Source organism: Sandarakinorhabdus sp. FBCC-B8862, assembly GCF_059745315.1.
The window spans coordinates 1,352,160-1,367,575 of record NZ_CM185574.1; the positions used below are offsets into that span (position 1 = coordinate 1,352,160).

At 67.9% G+C, this 15,416-nt stretch carries 15 protein-coding genes; 5 read left to right on the forward strand and 10 right to left on the reverse strand.

What is annotated here, in order from left to right; genetic code table 11:
- Positions 1 to 24: 24 nt before the first annotated feature.
- Genes AC6BOR_RS06700 through AC6BOR_RS06710 form a run of 3 tightly spaced genes read right to left on the reverse strand, consistent with a single transcriptional unit; the run spans position 25 to position 3,923 of the window.
- Complete coding sequence (locus AC6BOR_RS06700; protein WP_498060391.1) at positions 25 to 2,142, reverse strand: glycosyltransferase; 2,118 nt, start codon at positions 2,140 to 2,142, stop codon at positions 25 to 27.
- On the reverse strand, positions 2,142 to 3,332 hold the full coding sequence (locus tag AC6BOR_RS06705) for an HlyD family secretion protein (protein ID WP_498060393.1): 1,191 nt from the start codon (positions 3,330 to 3,332) through the stop codon (positions 2,142 to 2,144). Before AC6BOR_RS06705 ends, AC6BOR_RS06700 begins: the two co-directional genes overlap by 1 nt.
- Positions 3,333 to 3,380: 48 nt before the next feature.
- Entirely contained in the window at positions 3,381 to 3,923 is a 543-nt protein-coding gene (locus AC6BOR_RS06710; RefSeq protein WP_498060394.1) for a carboxymuconolactone decarboxylase family protein, read from the reverse strand.
- 109 nt (positions 3,924 to 4,032) lie between these two features.
- On the opposite strand from AC6BOR_RS06710, the gene AC6BOR_RS06715 reads away from it, so the two are divergent.
- Positions 4,033 to 4,320 (forward strand): winged helix-turn-helix transcriptional regulator, encoded by a 288-nt coding sequence (locus AC6BOR_RS06715; protein ID WP_498060395.1) that lies wholly within the window; start codon positions 4,033 to 4,035, stop codon positions 4,318 to 4,320.
- Here AC6BOR_RS06715 and AC6BOR_RS06720 read toward each other — a convergent pair.
- A complete protein-coding gene (locus AC6BOR_RS06720; RefSeq protein WP_498060622.1) occupies positions 4,304 to 5,038 on the reverse strand; it encodes an inositol monophosphatase family protein in 735 nt (244 codons plus the stop codon). The two genes, AC6BOR_RS06715 and AC6BOR_RS06720, sit on opposite strands and share 17 nt — an antisense overlap.
- Before the next feature lie 20 nt (positions 5,039 to 5,058).
- A complete protein-coding gene (locus AC6BOR_RS06725; RefSeq protein ID WP_498060396.1) occupies positions 5,059 to 6,213 on the reverse strand; it encodes a CaiB/BaiF CoA transferase family protein in 1,155 nt (384 codons plus the stop codon).
- A gap of 70 nt (positions 6,214 to 6,283) precedes the next feature.
- Between AC6BOR_RS06725 and AC6BOR_RS06730 the strand changes: the two genes are divergently transcribed.
- The 3 genes from AC6BOR_RS06730 to AC6BOR_RS06740 are packed head-to-tail and all read left to right on the forward strand — an operon-like array spanning position 6,284 to position 9,974.
- Positions 6,284 to 8,491 carry a transferrin receptor-like dimerization domain-containing protein gene (locus AC6BOR_RS06730; protein WP_498060397.1) on the forward strand — a complete coding sequence of 736 codons (2,208 nt, stop codon included), beginning with the start codon at positions 6,284 to 6,286 and terminating at the stop codon, positions 8,489 to 8,491.
- On the forward strand, positions 8,488 to 9,399 hold the full coding sequence (locus AC6BOR_RS06735) for an alpha/beta hydrolase (protein ID WP_498060398.1): 912 nt from the start codon (positions 8,488 to 8,490) through the stop codon (positions 9,397 to 9,399). The genes AC6BOR_RS06730 and AC6BOR_RS06735 overlap by 4 nt, the downstream gene beginning before the upstream one ends.
- Positions 9,396 to 9,974, forward strand: a complete 579-nt coding sequence (locus AC6BOR_RS06740) for a glutathione S-transferase N-terminal domain-containing protein (RefSeq protein WP_498060399.1) — start codon at positions 9,396 to 9,398, stop codon at positions 9,972 to 9,974. The genes AC6BOR_RS06735 and AC6BOR_RS06740 overlap by 4 nt, the downstream gene beginning before the upstream one ends.
- Here the strand turns inward: AC6BOR_RS06740 and AC6BOR_RS06745 are convergent.
- From AC6BOR_RS06745 to AC6BOR_RS06765, 5 genes are all read right to left on the reverse strand, one after another.
- Positions 9,971 to 10,378, reverse strand: a complete 408-nt coding sequence (locus tag AC6BOR_RS06745; RefSeq protein WP_498060400.1) for a GFA family protein — start codon at positions 10,376 to 10,378, stop codon at positions 9,971 to 9,973. The genes AC6BOR_RS06740 and AC6BOR_RS06745 overlap by 4 nt on opposite strands.
- Entirely contained in the window at positions 10,375 to 10,740 is a 366-nt protein-coding gene (locus AC6BOR_RS06750; protein ID WP_498060401.1) for a hypothetical protein, read from the reverse strand. Before AC6BOR_RS06750 ends, AC6BOR_RS06745 begins: the two co-directional genes overlap by 4 nt.
- On the reverse strand, positions 10,737 to 12,197 hold the full coding sequence (locus AC6BOR_RS06755; RefSeq protein ID WP_498060402.1) for a coniferyl aldehyde dehydrogenase: 1,461 nt from the start codon (positions 12,195 to 12,197) through the stop codon (positions 10,737 to 10,739). The genes AC6BOR_RS06750 and AC6BOR_RS06755 overlap by 4 nt, the downstream gene beginning before the upstream one ends.
- Before the next feature lie 237 nt (positions 12,198 to 12,434).
- Positions 12,435 to 13,574: an alpha/beta fold hydrolase gene (locus AC6BOR_RS06760; protein ID WP_498060403.1), complete on the reverse strand. Its 1,140-nt coding sequence runs from the start codon at positions 13,572 to 13,574 to the stop codon at positions 12,435 to 12,437.
- A complete protein-coding gene (locus tag AC6BOR_RS06765; RefSeq protein WP_498060404.1) occupies positions 13,571 to 14,098 on the reverse strand; it encodes a VOC family protein in 528 nt (175 codons plus the stop codon). The genes AC6BOR_RS06760 and AC6BOR_RS06765 overlap by 4 nt, the downstream gene beginning before the upstream one ends.
- Before the next feature lie 134 nt (positions 14,099 to 14,232).
- Between AC6BOR_RS06765 and AC6BOR_RS06770 the strand changes: the two genes are divergently transcribed.
- Complete coding sequence (locus AC6BOR_RS06770) at positions 14,233 to 15,390, forward strand: FAD-dependent oxidoreductase (protein WP_498060405.1); 1,158 nt, start codon at positions 14,233 to 14,235, stop codon at positions 15,388 to 15,390.
- The last annotated feature ends 26 nt before the right edge of the window (positions 15,391 to 15,416 follow it).

Consider the following 15,416-nt stretch of genomic DNA (forward strand, 5'->3'; position numbering starts at 1 on the left):
AGGCGGCGGCCGCAGCGCCAGTGGTCAACCGGCCCGGCGGCCAAACTGCGACGACGCCGCCTGCGACGTTGCCACCGCTGGGGCCAGCACATGGGTCTGTTTCGGCAGGCGGTCCTCGCGCAGGGCTGCGCGTTCGGCGGCCTGGCCGGCGGCGCCTTGCGGCAGCCGCATGTCGGCGGTGACGATGCGGGTGAGCATGGCGCGGGTGGCCTGCCACAAGGGCACATAGACGGCCGCACTGTTCATGCCATTGGTGAACAACGACACGATCAGCCGGTCGCGCGCCGGGCTGTCCTCTGCGGCAAAGGAGATGCCGATGCGCCCGCCGTGGCAGCGCGCCACCACGCCATCGATGCTGCCGATGCCGCGCAGGCGCACGCGCACCGGCTCGCCCTTCACCAGCCCGTCGCCGGCCAGCGCGATGCCCGATACCGAGATGTCGATCCCGCGTGCCAGCGTGGCGTGGCGCGCATCGCGGCGCCAGATCGCCACCTGATCATCCAGCGCAAACCGCTCCTCGGCCCTGAGCGCCGGGCGGCCGAGGCAGAGCATGGCGGCGAGGAACAGCACGACGATGTTGACCAGACCCCAGAAGGCCACCATCGGCACCAGGGCGCCCTGGGCAACGATGCGGGTTTCCGGAATGGCATTGATGACAAGGCCGGCAAGCGTCGCCAGCATCAACCCGGTGGCGGCAAGGAAAATCCCGCGCTGATAGCCGCCGCCGGCCGCATCGCTGCCCTTGGGGGTCACCTTGAAGGCGTGGCCGTGTGGCTTGACCAGGGTTTTCAGGATCACTGGCAGCAGGCGGAAGCTCTGGAAGGTGCCAAGCACCTGCGCCGCGATGGGGAAATAGCGGCCGCCACCCAGCAACACGATGCCGCCCACCTGCGCCACCACCATCGGCACCAGGAAGAAGATGGCGCTTTCGGCGGTGACACCCACCAACGGCGGCACATCGAAAAACAGGAAGATCAGCGGCGACAGGATGGAGGTGAGCATCATCAGCGCCTGGGAGAGCCAGGCCGTGGGCAGGAAGAAGAGGCGGTGGCGCAGGGCATGGCCGGGGCCGAGCGGCCCCGATTTCAGGAACAATATCTGCATCGCCCCCTGCGCCCAGCGCGCCCGCTGCACGAAAAAGGCATCGAGGCTTTCGGGGGCCAGCCCGAACGCCAGCGGTTCATTGAGATAGCGGGTGACATAGCCCTTCTGCAGCAGCGCGAGGCTGAGCAGCATATCCTCGGTGATCGATCCCGCCGGCAGACCGCCGCCGATGGCTTCCAGCGCCGTCCGGCGGGTGATGCTGTTGGAACCGCAGCAGAAGGCGGCGTCCCAGCCATCGCGGCCGGGCATGATGGCTTCGAAGAAGAAACGCTGATCATCAGGCAGCGCGTCGCGCAGGGCGAGATTCTGCTGCAGCGGATCATGGTTGTAGAAACTGTGCGGCACCTGGACGATGCCAACGCCCTGATCATCGAAAAAGCCCATGGTGCGGGTGAGGAACCCGCGCTGCGGCACGAAATCGGCATCAAACACCGCCACGAACGGTGCGCTGGTGACCTTCAGGGCATGGTTGATGTTGCCGGCCTTGGCATGAAGATTGTCGGGCCGGGTGATATAGCCGGCGCCTTTGGCCCCACACAGATCGCGCAGCCAGGCACGGCGGCCATCATCGGCCACCCACACGTTGAGGTTGGGCCAATCCAGCGCCAGCGCGCCCAATATGGTCTTTTCCAGCACCTCGATCGGTTCGTTGTAGGTGGCGATGATCAGGTCCACCGCCGGCCAGTCGGCGTGCGGGCGTGCCGCCAGCCGGGCGGCGCCGGCGTCGGCCTCCGCACTGCGGTTGGTGCGGCGCATCAGCCCGGCAAACAATATGGCAGCATCGAACAGGCCGAACAGTTCGACCGCCAGGCAGAACAAGGCAAAGCCCAGGGCTGCCCAGCCGGCATCCCAGGGGATTGTGACGGTGAAGCGCCAGTGGAGATAGGCGCCGACCACCAGCGCCACCACCGCCACGATGCCGATGCGGGTGGCCGGCCGCTCCAGCCCGGCCAGCGGCGCCAGCAACAGGCCGGCAACGCACAGCAGCAGCGGCGCGGCGACCAACAGCGCCGGCGCGGTGTCCAGCGGCGGGATCATCACTTCCAGCGCGGGAAGCGCACCTCGGCCAGGCGGCCGACATCGCAGCGGCGGGCGAGGCTGGCCGGCGGCGGCAGGCTGATCTGCACCGAAAGCGCCCGCGCCTCCTTGTCGGGGTTGGCGGCCAGCATGGCACCATCGCGCTTCGCCGCGGCCCCGGCGATGGAGGCGACCCGGCCGGCCAGCCACTCGTCGCTGCCGATCAGCCGCACCTTGGCCGGGCTGCCCGGCAGGATCGCCTCCATCCGCCGCTCCGGCAGTGCCACCTCGACATAGCGGCGGTTGCAATCGGCCAGTTCAAGCAGGTTTGAACCGGGCGCCACCGTGGTGCCCCTGGGTGCCGGTTGCGACCAGACGACGGAGCCGGCCGGCAGCCGGGCATCAAAGGCGCTGGCGCGGGCCAGACGCTCCTCCTCCGCCGCGATTTGCCGGGCCAGCTCGGCCAAACGGGCCTCGGCATCGGCAACCACGCTTTCCAGCTCCTGCCGGCGCAGCAGCAGCCGGTCGCGCTGCTGGTCGCCATAAGGCGCGTCCATCGCCGCCCCGGCCAGATAGAGGCCATGGCCCGCCGCGCGGGTTTCGATGGTGAGTGCCATGGCCTGATCCTTCAGCGCGGCACAGCGGCGGGCGCTGGCCAGCGCCTGGGCGCGCAGCCGGTCGAGCTGGGTGAAGGTGGCAAAGCGCTGGGCGGCCAGCGCCTCGATGCGGTCGCGCTGCAACACGGCCTCGGCGGCTTCGGCCTCGCAGGCGGCCAGCGCCTCGTGCGCGGCGTGGGTGGTGGCCGCCAGCCGCGCGCTCGCTGCCTGGCCAAAGCGGGCAGAGCGGCTGGCGGCGCGCGCACTGGCACGGTTGAGCTCGGCAATCTGGCGCAGGGCCAGATCCCGCGCGCTGATCAGGGCGGCCTGCTGGCCCTTCAGCCCGGCCAGCGGCCCGGTGTCGATCAGCCGCGCCGCCACCAGCCGGGCGGTCTGCGTGGTGGTGATGGCACTGCCCGGCGGCGGCAGATCGCTGGCGACGATGCCGGCAATGGGAGAGGCCATGCGGATGATCGGCGCGTTGACAAACGCCTCCCCGCCCACCTCGCTGGTGACATAGGGCGCAAAGGCCCACAGCCCCAGCGCCGCCATGCTGGTCGCCACCGCGACGCGCACCTGGTTGGATCGGATCAGAGTTTCAAAACGCCCGGCCATGGCTGCCCTTTCCTTGTGAGGAAGGAAACGGCGGCGCAGCCGGCGCGCTTAAGGGGCGGGATACGAAAAGGCCTCGGCCGGCAGGCCCGCCAGATTGGCGACGAAGCTGACGGTTTGATAGGCGCCGGCCAGCGCACAGATTTCCAGTTGCTGCGCGCAGCTCCACGCCGCTTCGAATCCGGCCTGGGTTGCGGGGGCAAGGCGGCCGGTGCCGCACAGCTCGTCAATCGCCAGCAGCAGATTGGCCTCCACCGGTTCCCAGGCAGTGGCATCAAGCGGCATGGTACGGGTGGCGGCCAGCTGGGCTTCGTCCAGCCCGGCGGCACGGGCAAAGATGGCGGCGTGGACACCCCATTCATAATCGCAGCCGCGCAAGGCCGTCACCCGCAGGATCACCAGCTCGCGGATGCGCAGCGGCAACGGGCTGTCGCGATCGAGCAGGTTGGGCACGCCCTTGCGCAGGAAGCGGGCGCTGTTGGCAAAGGTGCGGAACAGCGACAGGATCTCTCCATTGGCCTTGGGATAGGCGGCAAGCAGCGCGCTCACATCCTCGGGCCAGGGCTGCGGCAGCGGTTGCAGATGGTTGGACATGACGGGCGCTCCTGCTATGATTCCCATAGCAACCATGCGCTATGTTTTTCATAGCGTCAAGCGGGGTGGATAGATGGCGGTGCGGGGTTCAGACAGTGGCCGGCCGATCATGCGGCTGCTGGATGTGCTGGGCCAGCGCTGGGTGCTGCGCATCCTGTGGGAATTGCGCGCCGGCCCGCTCAGCTTCCGCGCCCTGCAGGCGGCGTGCTCGGCGATTTCACCGGCGGTGCTCAACGATCGCATGAAGCTGCTGCGCAGCCATGATCTGGTGGCGCTGCAACCCGACGGCTATGCGCTGACGGCGCGGGCACATCAGCTGGTGCCGTTGATCCTGCAGATGATCACGCTGGCCGATGGCTGGGCCGCGGCCGGCGATTGGCCTAACGAAGGGCCATAGCGATTTCGGCGGCAAGCGCCGCATCGCCCGCCGCGATCACCTGGCCGATGCTCGCCATGCCCAGCGTCTGGCCCTGCCAATCGGTCATTACCCCGCCGGCGCCCTGGATCACTGGCACCAGAGCGGCCCAATCATGGATTTTCAGGCCGGATTCGATCACCGCATCCAGATGGCCGGCGGCGACCAGGCCATAATTGTGGCAATCCCCGCCATAGAGCGTGTCGCGCGCGGCGGTGCGCACCTGTTCGAAGCGGGCGAAATCGGCGGCGTCGAACGCCTGCGGGCTGGTGGTGCCCAGCCGGGCTTCGGCGAGTTTCAGGCCATGGCGGACATGGCAGCGCTGGCCGTTGAACAGGGTGGGCTGATCCGGCCCGGCGATCCAGCGATCCTTGATGATGCACTGATCAATCACGCCCAGCACCGGCTGGCCGTCCTGCATCAGGCCGATCAGCGTGCCGAACAGCGGCCGGCCAGTGACAAAGGCGCGGGTGCCGTCGATGGGATCGAGCACCCACACCCGCTCCGCATCCGGCCGGTCATCGCCATATTCCTCGCCGATCACGCCGTCGTTCGGGCGATATTGCGACAGCAGCCGGCGGATCGCGGCCTCCGCCTCACGGTCGGCGATGGTGACGGGGGAGAAATCCTCCTTGGTTTCCACCAGGAACGGCCGGCGGAACCAGGGCCGGATGGCGGCGCCAGCGGCATCGGCCAGCATCTGGGCCAGTTCAAGATCGGTCACAGGCCCAGCTCCTTCAGGCCCAATTCCTTCAAGATCGCCGCCCGGTCGCCATCCAGCGCCGGGGCCGGCGGGCGGTGGGCGCTGTCTGGGTGGGCCGAGAGTTTCACCGGATTGCCGGCGGCGATCAGCGGCGTGCCATCCGGCAGCGCGGTTTCCACCACCATGTTGCGGGCACGCACCTGGGGGTCGGCCAGCGCCTGGCCGATATTGTTCAATGGCCCGCACGGCACCCCGGCTTTATCCAGCGCCGCCAGCCAGTGCGCGGCGGGGCCGGTGGCAAGCACCGCCTCGATCTCGCCGGCCAGCGCATCGGCATTGCTGGTGCGGGCATCGTTGCTGGCAAAGCGCGGATCATCGGTTGGCAGGCCCAATGCGCCGCACAGCGCGGCAAACAGCTGATCATTGCCGGCGGCGATGACGATGGGCGCATCCGCACATTGATAGGCGGCAAAGGGCGTGATGCTGGGATGGCGGGCGCCCAGCGGCCCCGGCGATTGGCCGGTGGCGGCATAGCGGGCGATGGCATTTTCGAGGATGGCAATCTGGCCATCCAGCATGGCGACATCCACAAACTGGCCTTTGCCGGTTTTGGCGCGATCATGCAGGGCCGATGTGATGCCGATCACGGTGAACAGGCCGGCGGTGATATCCCCCACGCTGGTGCCCACCCGGGTGGGCGGCCCGCCCGCATGGCCGGTCACGCTCATGATGCCGCCCATCGCCTGCACCACCATGTCGTAAGCAGCCTTTTGCGAATCCGGCCCGGTCTGGCCGAAACCGCTGGTGGCGGCATGGATCAGGCGGGGATAGCGGGCGTGCAGCACATCCCAGCCATAGCCGAACCGCGCCATCACACCGGGGCGATAATTGTCCACCAACACATCGGCGCGTTCCAGCAGCGCCTCGAACAGCGCCCGGTCGGCCGGGGCCTTCAGATCGAGCGCGATCGATTGCTTGCCGCGGTTGATGCTGGCGAAATAGGCGCTCTGCCCCTTGATGAACGGGCCATAGGCGCGGGCATCATCGCCGCCGTCGGGGCGCTCCACCTTGATCACCCGCGCGCCCAGATCAGCCAGCACCATGGTGGCATAGGGGCCAGCCAGCACCCGCGACAGATCGATGACCAATATATCAGAGAGGGGACCGGGCATGCGGCACGGCATAGCGTTTTCAAACGGCGGCGTCACCGGCTAGTCTTGCGCCACAACAAGGGGACCGTTGATGAAAGCACTGATTCTGGCCGCGCTGCTGGCCACCACCGCCGCCACCGCCCAGCCGGCTGCCCAAGAGGCGGCCTTTGACGCCCAGGTCTCCAGCGCCGAGCAGATGGCCTGGTTGAAGGCGTTGAGCAGCGGGCCCAACCATGTCGCCAGCCCGCACAACCAGGCCAATGCGGCCATGATCGAGAAGCTGTTCCGCGATTGGGGCTGGCAGGTGAAGCGCGCCGATTATCAGGTGCTCTATCCGACGCCGGTGTCCACCGCGCTCGAACTGGTCGGCCCGGTGAAGAAGGCCTTGGGCGGGCAGGAACCTGGCATCAAGGAAGACGCCACCTCCAACACGCTGGCCGGCGCGCTGCCGCCCTATGTTGCCTATCAGGGCGATGGCGATGTGACGGCACCCGTCGTCTATGTGAACTATGGCCTGCCGGGCGATTATGAGGCGCTGGCCCGGCGCGGCATTTCGGTGAAGGGCAAGATCGTCATCGCCCGCTATGGCGGCGGCTGGCGCGGGCTGAAGCCGAAACTGGCGCAGGAACAGGGCGCCATCGGCTGCCTCATCTATTCCGATCCGCAGCAGGATGGCTATGGCAGCGCCGACACCTATCCCAATGGCGGCGGCCGCCCGCCGGCCGGCGTGCAGCGCGGCAGCGTGGTCGACATGACGACCTATCCGGGCGATCCGCTCACCCCCGGCGTCGCCGCCACCAAGGATGCCAAGCGGCTGACGCGCGAAACCGCGCCGACCGTGCTGAAAATCCCCACCCTGCCGATTTCCTATGCCGATGCGACCGAGATCCTCTCCCGCCTGAAGGGCGCGCCAGTGCCGGCCGATTGGCGCGGGGGCCTGCCCTTCCATTATCGCTTTGGCGGCAGCGACGATGTGCAGGTGCATCTGAAGGTCGAATCGGAATGGTCGCTGAAGACCATTTCCAACGTCATCGCCACCCTGCCCGGTTCGTCGAAGAAGGACGAATGGGTGGTGCGCGGCAATCATTACGACGGCTGGGTGTTTGGCGCCTCTGATCCGCTTTCGGGCGAGGTGGCCATGCTGTCGGAAGCCAAGGCGCTGGGCGCCCTGTGGAAATCCGGCTGGCGGCCCAAGCGCAGCATTGTCTATGCCAGCTGGGATGGCGAGGAGCCGGGCCTGCTCGGCTCGACCGAATGGGTGGAGCACAACCTGCCCGAGCTGCGCCAGAAGGCGGTGGTTTACATCAACAGCGATTCCAACGGCCGTGGCTTCCTGGGCGCCGATGGCAGCGCCCAGTTCACCAGCCTGATCGGCCAGGTCGCGGCCAACGTGAAGGATCCGGCCACCGGCGCCAGCGTGGCAGACCGCTGGCGCGCCGGGGTGCGGGCCAAGGCCTTTGATGGCCTGCGCGGCAACCCGGCGGCGCTGGCCGCAGCCGAACTGGGCGGCGACCAGCCGATGGATGCGCTGGGTTCGGGCAGCGATTATACCGCCTTCATCCACCATGCCGGTGTCTCATCGATCAACATCGGCTTTGGCGGGGAGGGCGAAAGCGCCGGCAGCTATCACAGCATCTACGACAGTTATGATCATTTCGTGCGCTGGGATGATCCGGGCCTCGCCTATGGCGCAGCGCTGTCCAAGGTGGCCGGGCGGCTGGTGATGCGGCTCGCCGATGCCGATGTGCTGCCGGTGCGCTTTGGCCCGGTGGCAGGGTCGGCGCGGGCCTATCTGAATGAGATCAAGGCGCTGATCGACAGCCGCCGCCGCGAGGACCAGCGGCGCGAGGGGCTGACGGCCGACATCTACAAGCTGGGCAGCGATCCGCGCGATCCGCTGGGCCCGCCGCTGGCCAAGCCGGCAACCCCGGCGCTCGATCTGTCGACGCTGGATGCCGCCATCACCCGGCTGGATGGCGCGGCCAAGGCCTTTGATGCCGCCATGGCGGCCAAGGCGGCCAGCCTCACGCCGGCACAGGCGGCCGCGCTCAACAAGCAGATCCAGGGCATCGAACAAAGCCTGCTCAGCCCCGTCGGCCTGCCGTTCCGGCCGTGGTTCCGCAACATCCTCTACGCGCCGGGCCGTTTCACCGGCTATGGTTCGAAGACGCTGCCCGGCGTGCGCGAGGCGGTAGAGGAACGGCGCTTTGACGATGCGGTGCGCGAAGCCGGCGTCGCCGCCAAGGCGCTGACGGACTATGCGGACCGGCTGGCCGCCGCGACGGAGTTGCTGAAGTGAAGCGTGCGCTGCTCATCGCCGCCCTGCTCGCCAGCCCGGCGCTGGCGCAGCGGATGCGCCCGGCCGATGTCGATGCCCTGCCCGCATCGAAACCGATGCTGGTTGAAGCCTATGGCACCGCGCCGGCACAGGTGGGCGAACTGCGCCTGCCGGCCGGACCGGGCCCGCATCCGGTGGTGATCGTCATCCACGGCGGCTGTTGGTGGAAGGGCTTTGCCACCAAACAGAACACCGCCGCGCTGGCCAGCCGCCTGACCGAAAAGGGCTTTGCCACCTGGAACATCGAATATCGCCAGGCCGGCGAAACCGGGCCGGATGGCAAATATTCGGGTGATGCCGGTGCCGGCTGGCCCGGCACCTTCCGGGATTGGGCCGCCGCCACCGACCATCTTCGCGAACTGGCCAAACGCTATCCGCTTGATCTGACGCGCGTCGCCGTCACCGGCCACAGCGCCGGAGCGCACGCGGCCCTGTGGGTGGCCAGCCGCCACAAATTGCCGAAAGACAGCGAAATCGCCTCGCCCGATCCGCTGAAGATTGGCGCGGTGGTCGCGATCGACGGGCCGGGCGACCCCGGTGCCGAGATTGAGACGTTTGAAAAAGGCTGCGGCGTCCCGGCCGGCAAGGCGATGTTTGGCGGCAGCCCGGCCGAACAGCCAAAACGCTGGGCCGAAGGCAGCCCGCAGGCGCAACTGCCGCTGGGGGTGAAATCGGCCCTGGTGTCGGCCAGCCTGTTCCTCTCCCCCACCGCCACGGCAAAATGGGTAACCGAAGCCCGCAAAGGCAAGGACAAGGCCAGCGCCCTGATCCTGGGCGGCACCGGCCATTTCGAGGTGATCGCGCCCGGCAGCCCGGTGTGGAGCCAAGTGGAGGCGTTCCTGGTTGAACAATTGAAGGTGACCCCGTGAAACTCCTCGCCTCTGCCACCTCCCCCTATGCCCGCAAATTGCGGGTGATTGCCCATGAGCTGGGCATCAAGCTGCCGGTGGAGGACACCACGCCGATGACCGATCCGGCCGCCCTGCTGGCCGCCAACCCGCTCGGCAAGGTGCCGGCGCTGGTGCTGGACGATGGCAGCGCCATCATCGATTCGCCGGTGATCGCCGCCTTCCTGTTGGCCAGTGTGCCGGGGCAGCAGCTGATGGCAACATCGGGGCCCGCCCATTGGCACGCCCGCACCACCGAGGCGCTGGCCGATGGCGTGCTCGATGCCGCGATCATCCTCAGGTTCAACATGGCCCAGGGCATTACCAGCGGCCCGTGGGTGGACCGGCAATATCGCGCGATCGAGCGCGCGCTCAGCGTGATGAACACCCGCGTGGGCGGCAGCGGCCTCGGTGACATCTGCTGCGCCGTTGCGGTGGACTATCTGTCGTTCCGTTTCCCCGATCTCGACTGGCGCAGCCACAACCCGGCGCTGGTGGCACTGGCGGACCGGCTGCTGGCCACGCTGGCCTTCATCGCCACACAGCCGCCGGCCTAACCATCCCGCCCGCGCGGCAGGCGCACCGTGCCATCGGGCACCGCAACCCATTTGTGCCGCCGATCCTCGAACACGCTGCGCAGCGGCGGCGGCGTGTCGGGATCGGCGAACAGGCCGGCGGGGATGGCGATCAGGCCGGGGTTGATCGCGGCGGTGTAGCAGATGGTGCTGCCACAGCGCGGGCAGAAGCGGTTGGTCAGCGCCCGGCCCTTGTCGCTGGCATGGTCAAACGCCCGCGTCTCGCCGCTGATCGCCACGTCACCTTCCGCCAGCCACACGGCCATGCCGAACGGCGAACCGCTGCGGCGCTGGCAATCGGCGCAATGGCACATGTTGACCATGGCCGGCTCGGCCGCCAGCACCACGCGGACGGCGCCGCACAGGCACTGGCCATGGCGGTTCATGCCGCCCCCATTCCCCAGGCCCGCCACATCACCCAGGCCAGCGCCGGCAGGCCAATCAGATCGGCGATGGCAATGCTGTTCAGCGCCGCCGGTCGGCCAGCGCCATGCCACAGCCACAGGAAGGACAGCATCGATACGGCCACCACCACGCTGGCCGCCTGCCGTACCTCCGGCACGGCCGCCGCCCAAAGGCACAGGATCAGCACGCCCAGGAACAGGGCGGCGCGGTGGTGCAGCAGCAGGAACGCCCCATCACCGGGCGCAACGCCGTAAAGCCGGCTGATCAGGCCGGGGTTGAACAGGGCCAGCGCGGGCAGCGCATGGATCAGCGCCAGCACTGCCCAGGCCGCCCGCTCGATCACTTCTTCAGTTCACGCGCCAGCGCCTTGGCCGTCTTCTCGCCATAGGGCGGCTTGAACCCGGCCAGGCCGGCCAGATCGATCTTCGGCTGGGTATAGACGGATTTGGGGTGGCTGAACTGCTTGAAGCCATCGTGGCCATGATAATTGCCCATGCCGGCCGGGCCGATGCCGCCAAAGGGCAGTTCCTCGGCCGAGACATGGAAGATCACGTCGTTCACCGTCACGCCGCCCGAAATCGTGCGGTCGAGCACGCGGCGCTGTTCCAGCTCGTCCTGTCCGAACCAATAAAGGCCCAGCGGTCGGTCGCGGCGGTTGATCTCGTCGATAGCGCCGTCCACCGCCTTGTAGGTGCGCACCGGCAGCAGCGGGCCAAAGATTTCCTCCTGCATCACCGTCATCTCGTCGGTGGCGCCGCGGATGATGTGCAGCGGCATCTTGTTGGTGTTCTGCTTCGAAAAATCCTCATTGGCCGGGTTCACCACCTCCACCTGCGCCCCCTTGGCGCGGGCATCGGCGACATGGGCTTCCAGCCGCTCGCGGTGGCGGGCGCCCAGCACGCTGGTGTAATCCGGATTGGCCAGCATGGTGGGATAGAGCCGGGCGGTCGCGGCCTTCAGGCCCTCGACAATCTCGCCCTCCTTCTCTTCGGGCACCAGCAGATAATCGGGCGCCAGACAGATCTGCCCGGCGTTCATCAGCTTGCCCATCGCCACCCGCTCCGTGGCCTGGGCCACATCGGCCGAGCGGCTGATGATGGTGGGCGACTTGCCGCCCAGTTCCAGCGTCAGCGGCACCAGATTCTTCGCCGCCGCCGCCATCACGTGGCGGGCAACGCTGGTGGCGCCGGTGAAGATGATGTGATCGAACGGCAGTTCGGTGAAGGCCCGGCCCACCTCCGGCCCGCCTGTGATGACGGCAATTTCGGTCGGGTCAAAGGCGGCTTCCAGTATTTCCTTCATCAACGCGCTGGTGACGGGCGTATATTCCGAAGGCTTGATCATCGCCCGGTTGCCGGCGGCCAGCACGCCGGCCAGCGGCGCCCAGGTCAGGTTGATCGGGAAATTCCACGGGCTGATGATGCCCACCACGCCCTTTGGCTGCCATTCCACCCGCGCCTTGGCGCCCAGCAGACCCAGCGGGAAATCGAGGCGGCGCTTTTCCGGCTTCATCCACTGGTCCAGATGCTTCAGCGCATGCTTCACCGGCTTCACGCTCGACATGATGTCGGTCACCAGGCTCATCTCATTGGAGCGATGGCCGAAATCCTCTGACAGGGCCGCAACCAGCCGGTCCTTGTGCGTGAGCACCACATCCAGCGCGCGGTTCAACCGGTCACGGCGGGCGGCGGCCGATACCGGCAGTTCGGCGGTGAAGCTGGCGCGCTGCGCCTCCAGCACGGCGCGCATGGCGCTGGCATCGCGGGCATCCCATTCGGCGGTCTTGGCGTGGCTGGCCATCGTCTCTCTCCCCTGCAATCCTTGGGCACAGTTTAGGCGCTGCGGGCCCGCTGGCAACCGGGCGAATTGGCGGGCCAGGCTCAGGACCTGTTAAATCCATGTCCCGTCATTGAACGAAGCGGCCAAATGGCGAGGAGGGTGGCCGCAGGCGGGGCAGCGCCCCCCGGCAAGGCCGCGCGACGCGGCCATTTGGCCGCTTCGTTCAATGACGGGACATGGATTTAACAGGTCCTGAGCCTAGATCGCCCGGCCCAGCCAGTCCGTCACGATCCCGGCCGCCTGTTTCAGATGCTCCGGCTGAAACGCGTAATAATGCGTCGCGCCCTTCACCTCGTGCAGCTCGCGCGATGTGGCATTGGGCACACAATCAAACAGGCGCTGCGTGTGGCTGGGCGTGCAGGCATCATCGGCCGTGTTGCCCACCACCAGCACCGGCACAAGGATGCGATGCCCCACCTTCAGCGAACAGGCGTTGGACTTGAGGCTCCACTGCGACAGCCAGGATCGCAGCGTGGTGAACCGCCCCAGCCCGCCGGGCGAATCGTTGATCAGCCTGGGATCGCCCAGGTAACAGCGGCCGGGCACCCGGTCATTGGCGTCCACCGCCGGATCGAGCCAGCAGGGCGCCGCCATGGTGCCATGCACGATGAAGGCGCGCTCGGCATGCGGGCCCTCACGCGCGGTCAATTCGGCCAGCTGCGCCTCAGCCCAGGCGGTGATGCGGTTCGATCGCGCCACCTGCCGCGCCGCATTTTCGGCCAGGAAATCAGCGCTATAGGGCGGCTGCGGGCATTCGGGGCTGTAGAGATTCCACTTGGGATCGCGCACCGGCCCCGCCTCGTCGATCACCGAGGCATCAAGCCATTCGGTGAGCGTTTGGGCCCGGCTGACATGCGCCGCCAGCAGCATCACGCCATCCACCGGCGGCAGCTTGGCTTCGGCCAGCGGGAAGGGCTCACCGGCCGGGGTGTGGGTCACCTGGGGGTCGCTCGCCTCGGCCTGATAGAACAGCGCCAGGCTGCCACCGCCCGACCAGCCGGCCAGCACGACCCGCTTGTAACCCAGCACCTCGCGGCAATGCGCCACCCAGCGGCCAAGATCGACCGCCACCTTCTCCATGATCAGCGCCGAATCGTTGTTCGGATATCGCGACACCGCGGTCAGCACATGCACGCCGGCCGCCGCCAGCGCCGGGGGCAGCGGCAGATAATGCATGATGCCCATCGGGTGCATGAAGATGACAATCGTGTCCGACGGCGCCTCGGGCTTCAGATGATGGGCCTGCAGCGCCACCACCCCATCAATGCCGCCATAGGTGTCGCGCAGGCCCACCGCCTCGCGGAAGGCGATCAACAGGGGCACGCGGGCAAAGCTCATGCCGCCCGCCCTTCGGCGCGGGCGGCGGCCTTGCGCGCGGTCCAGGCCTTGATGACGGCATGGGCAGTCTTGGCGTCTTCGGCCAGGATGGCATCATGGGCAGCCACGCGCGCAGTGATTTCCAGCGGCAGCCCGTTGGGATCGGCGAAATAAACCGATTTCACGAAACCATGATCGATCGGCCCGAAACAGGGCACGCCGGCGGCGTTCAGCTTGGCCTGCCATTCCAGCAGCCGCGCCTCATCCTCCGCCTCGAAGGCGACGTGCCGGTCAAAGCCATGCACAAGATTGAACGCGCCATCGGGCACTGAGTTGGGCGCGTCGAAAAAGGCGATGAACTTGCTGTCGCCCATGCGGAAAAACAGGTGCACGAACGGGTTGGGCAGGCGCGAGCCCGGCTCCCTCTCCTCCTGCACCACCGCGGCCAGCGGCAGACCCAGCACATCCTCGTAAAAGGCGCGCGTTTCCTCCGCATCGCGGCAGCGATAGGCGCTGTGGTGAATGCCGGTCAGCGGTGTGGTCATGGCCCGTCTCCTGTGCGAGGTCTTTCTCCTCTGGCCGAATTCTACACACGGCTGGTGGCGCGCCAAGCCTGCCCAAGTTGCGTGGGCGGCGGGCCGGTGGTGCATCTGGTGTCGATGATCTGGGGGAAGTGCGCATGATCAACCGCCGCGACATGGCACTGGGCCTCGCCGGGCTGGCGGCCGCGCCGGCCCTGGCCCAGACCGGCTTTGCACCCGGCCAGCCGATCGCGCCCATCCACGCCCGCACTGATCGCATCATGCGCATCACCGTCTGTCTGCGCCCGTTCCGCGCCGCCGGCCCGCGCATCGCCATGGAACGCATCGCCGGGCGCCAGGTGATCCATCATTATGGCCATGGCGGCAGCGGCTGGTCGTTGAGCTGGGGCTCGGCCGCGCAGGCGGTGCCGCTGGCGCTGCAGGCCGGGGCGAAAACACTGGCCGTGGTCGGCGCCGGGGCAATCGGCCTGACCACGGCGATCACCGCCCAGCGTCTGGGTCTGAAGGTTGTGATCTACGCCCAGGACCGTTTTCCCGATGTGCGCTCGGCCCGCGCCACCGGCACCTGGTCGCCGCACAGCCGCATCGCCATGGATGGCGCGGTGGATGCGGGCTTTGCCGCCCGCTGGGAGCAGATGGCGCGGCGCAGCTGGGCGATGCACCAGGCCTATCTGGGCCGCGCCGGCACCCCGGTCGAATTTCAGGAGCGTTATGTCCTGTTCGATGCCCCGCCCCAGCGCGGCGAGAAGGACCGGATCAGCCTGCCCGGCGGCGGCATCGACACGTTCGTGAATTATCAGGAGCGTCTGGCCGACATCAGCCCCAGGAACGAGCCGCTGACCGCCGATCAGCATCCCTTTGCCGTGCCATTGGTTCGGCGCAATGTCGCGATGAACTTCAACATCGCCCAGCTGGCCGCCACGCTGGAACAGGAATTCATGGCTGCCGGCGGCCGCTTCGTGCCGATGACCCTGGCCAGCCCGGCCGATTTCGCCCGCATCCCGGAACGCGTCATCATCAACTGCACCGGCTATGGTGCCCGCGCCCTGATGCGTGATGACAGCATCATCCCCGTGCGCGGCCAGATCGCCTGGCTGCCGCCACAGCCCGAGGTGCGCCAAGGCCTTTATTATCGCGACATCAGCGTGGTGCCGCGCCCCGATGGCATCGTGGTGCAGAATGTCGGGCCGCATGAAGGCTTCGGGTTCAACAACGCAGACGAGACGCCGGATCCAGCCGAGGCAGCCGCAGCCGTGGCCGTGATTGCCGGCCTCTACCGCACGCGCCCGGCCTGATCGCGCAATCTGCAACGCCCAGCGCC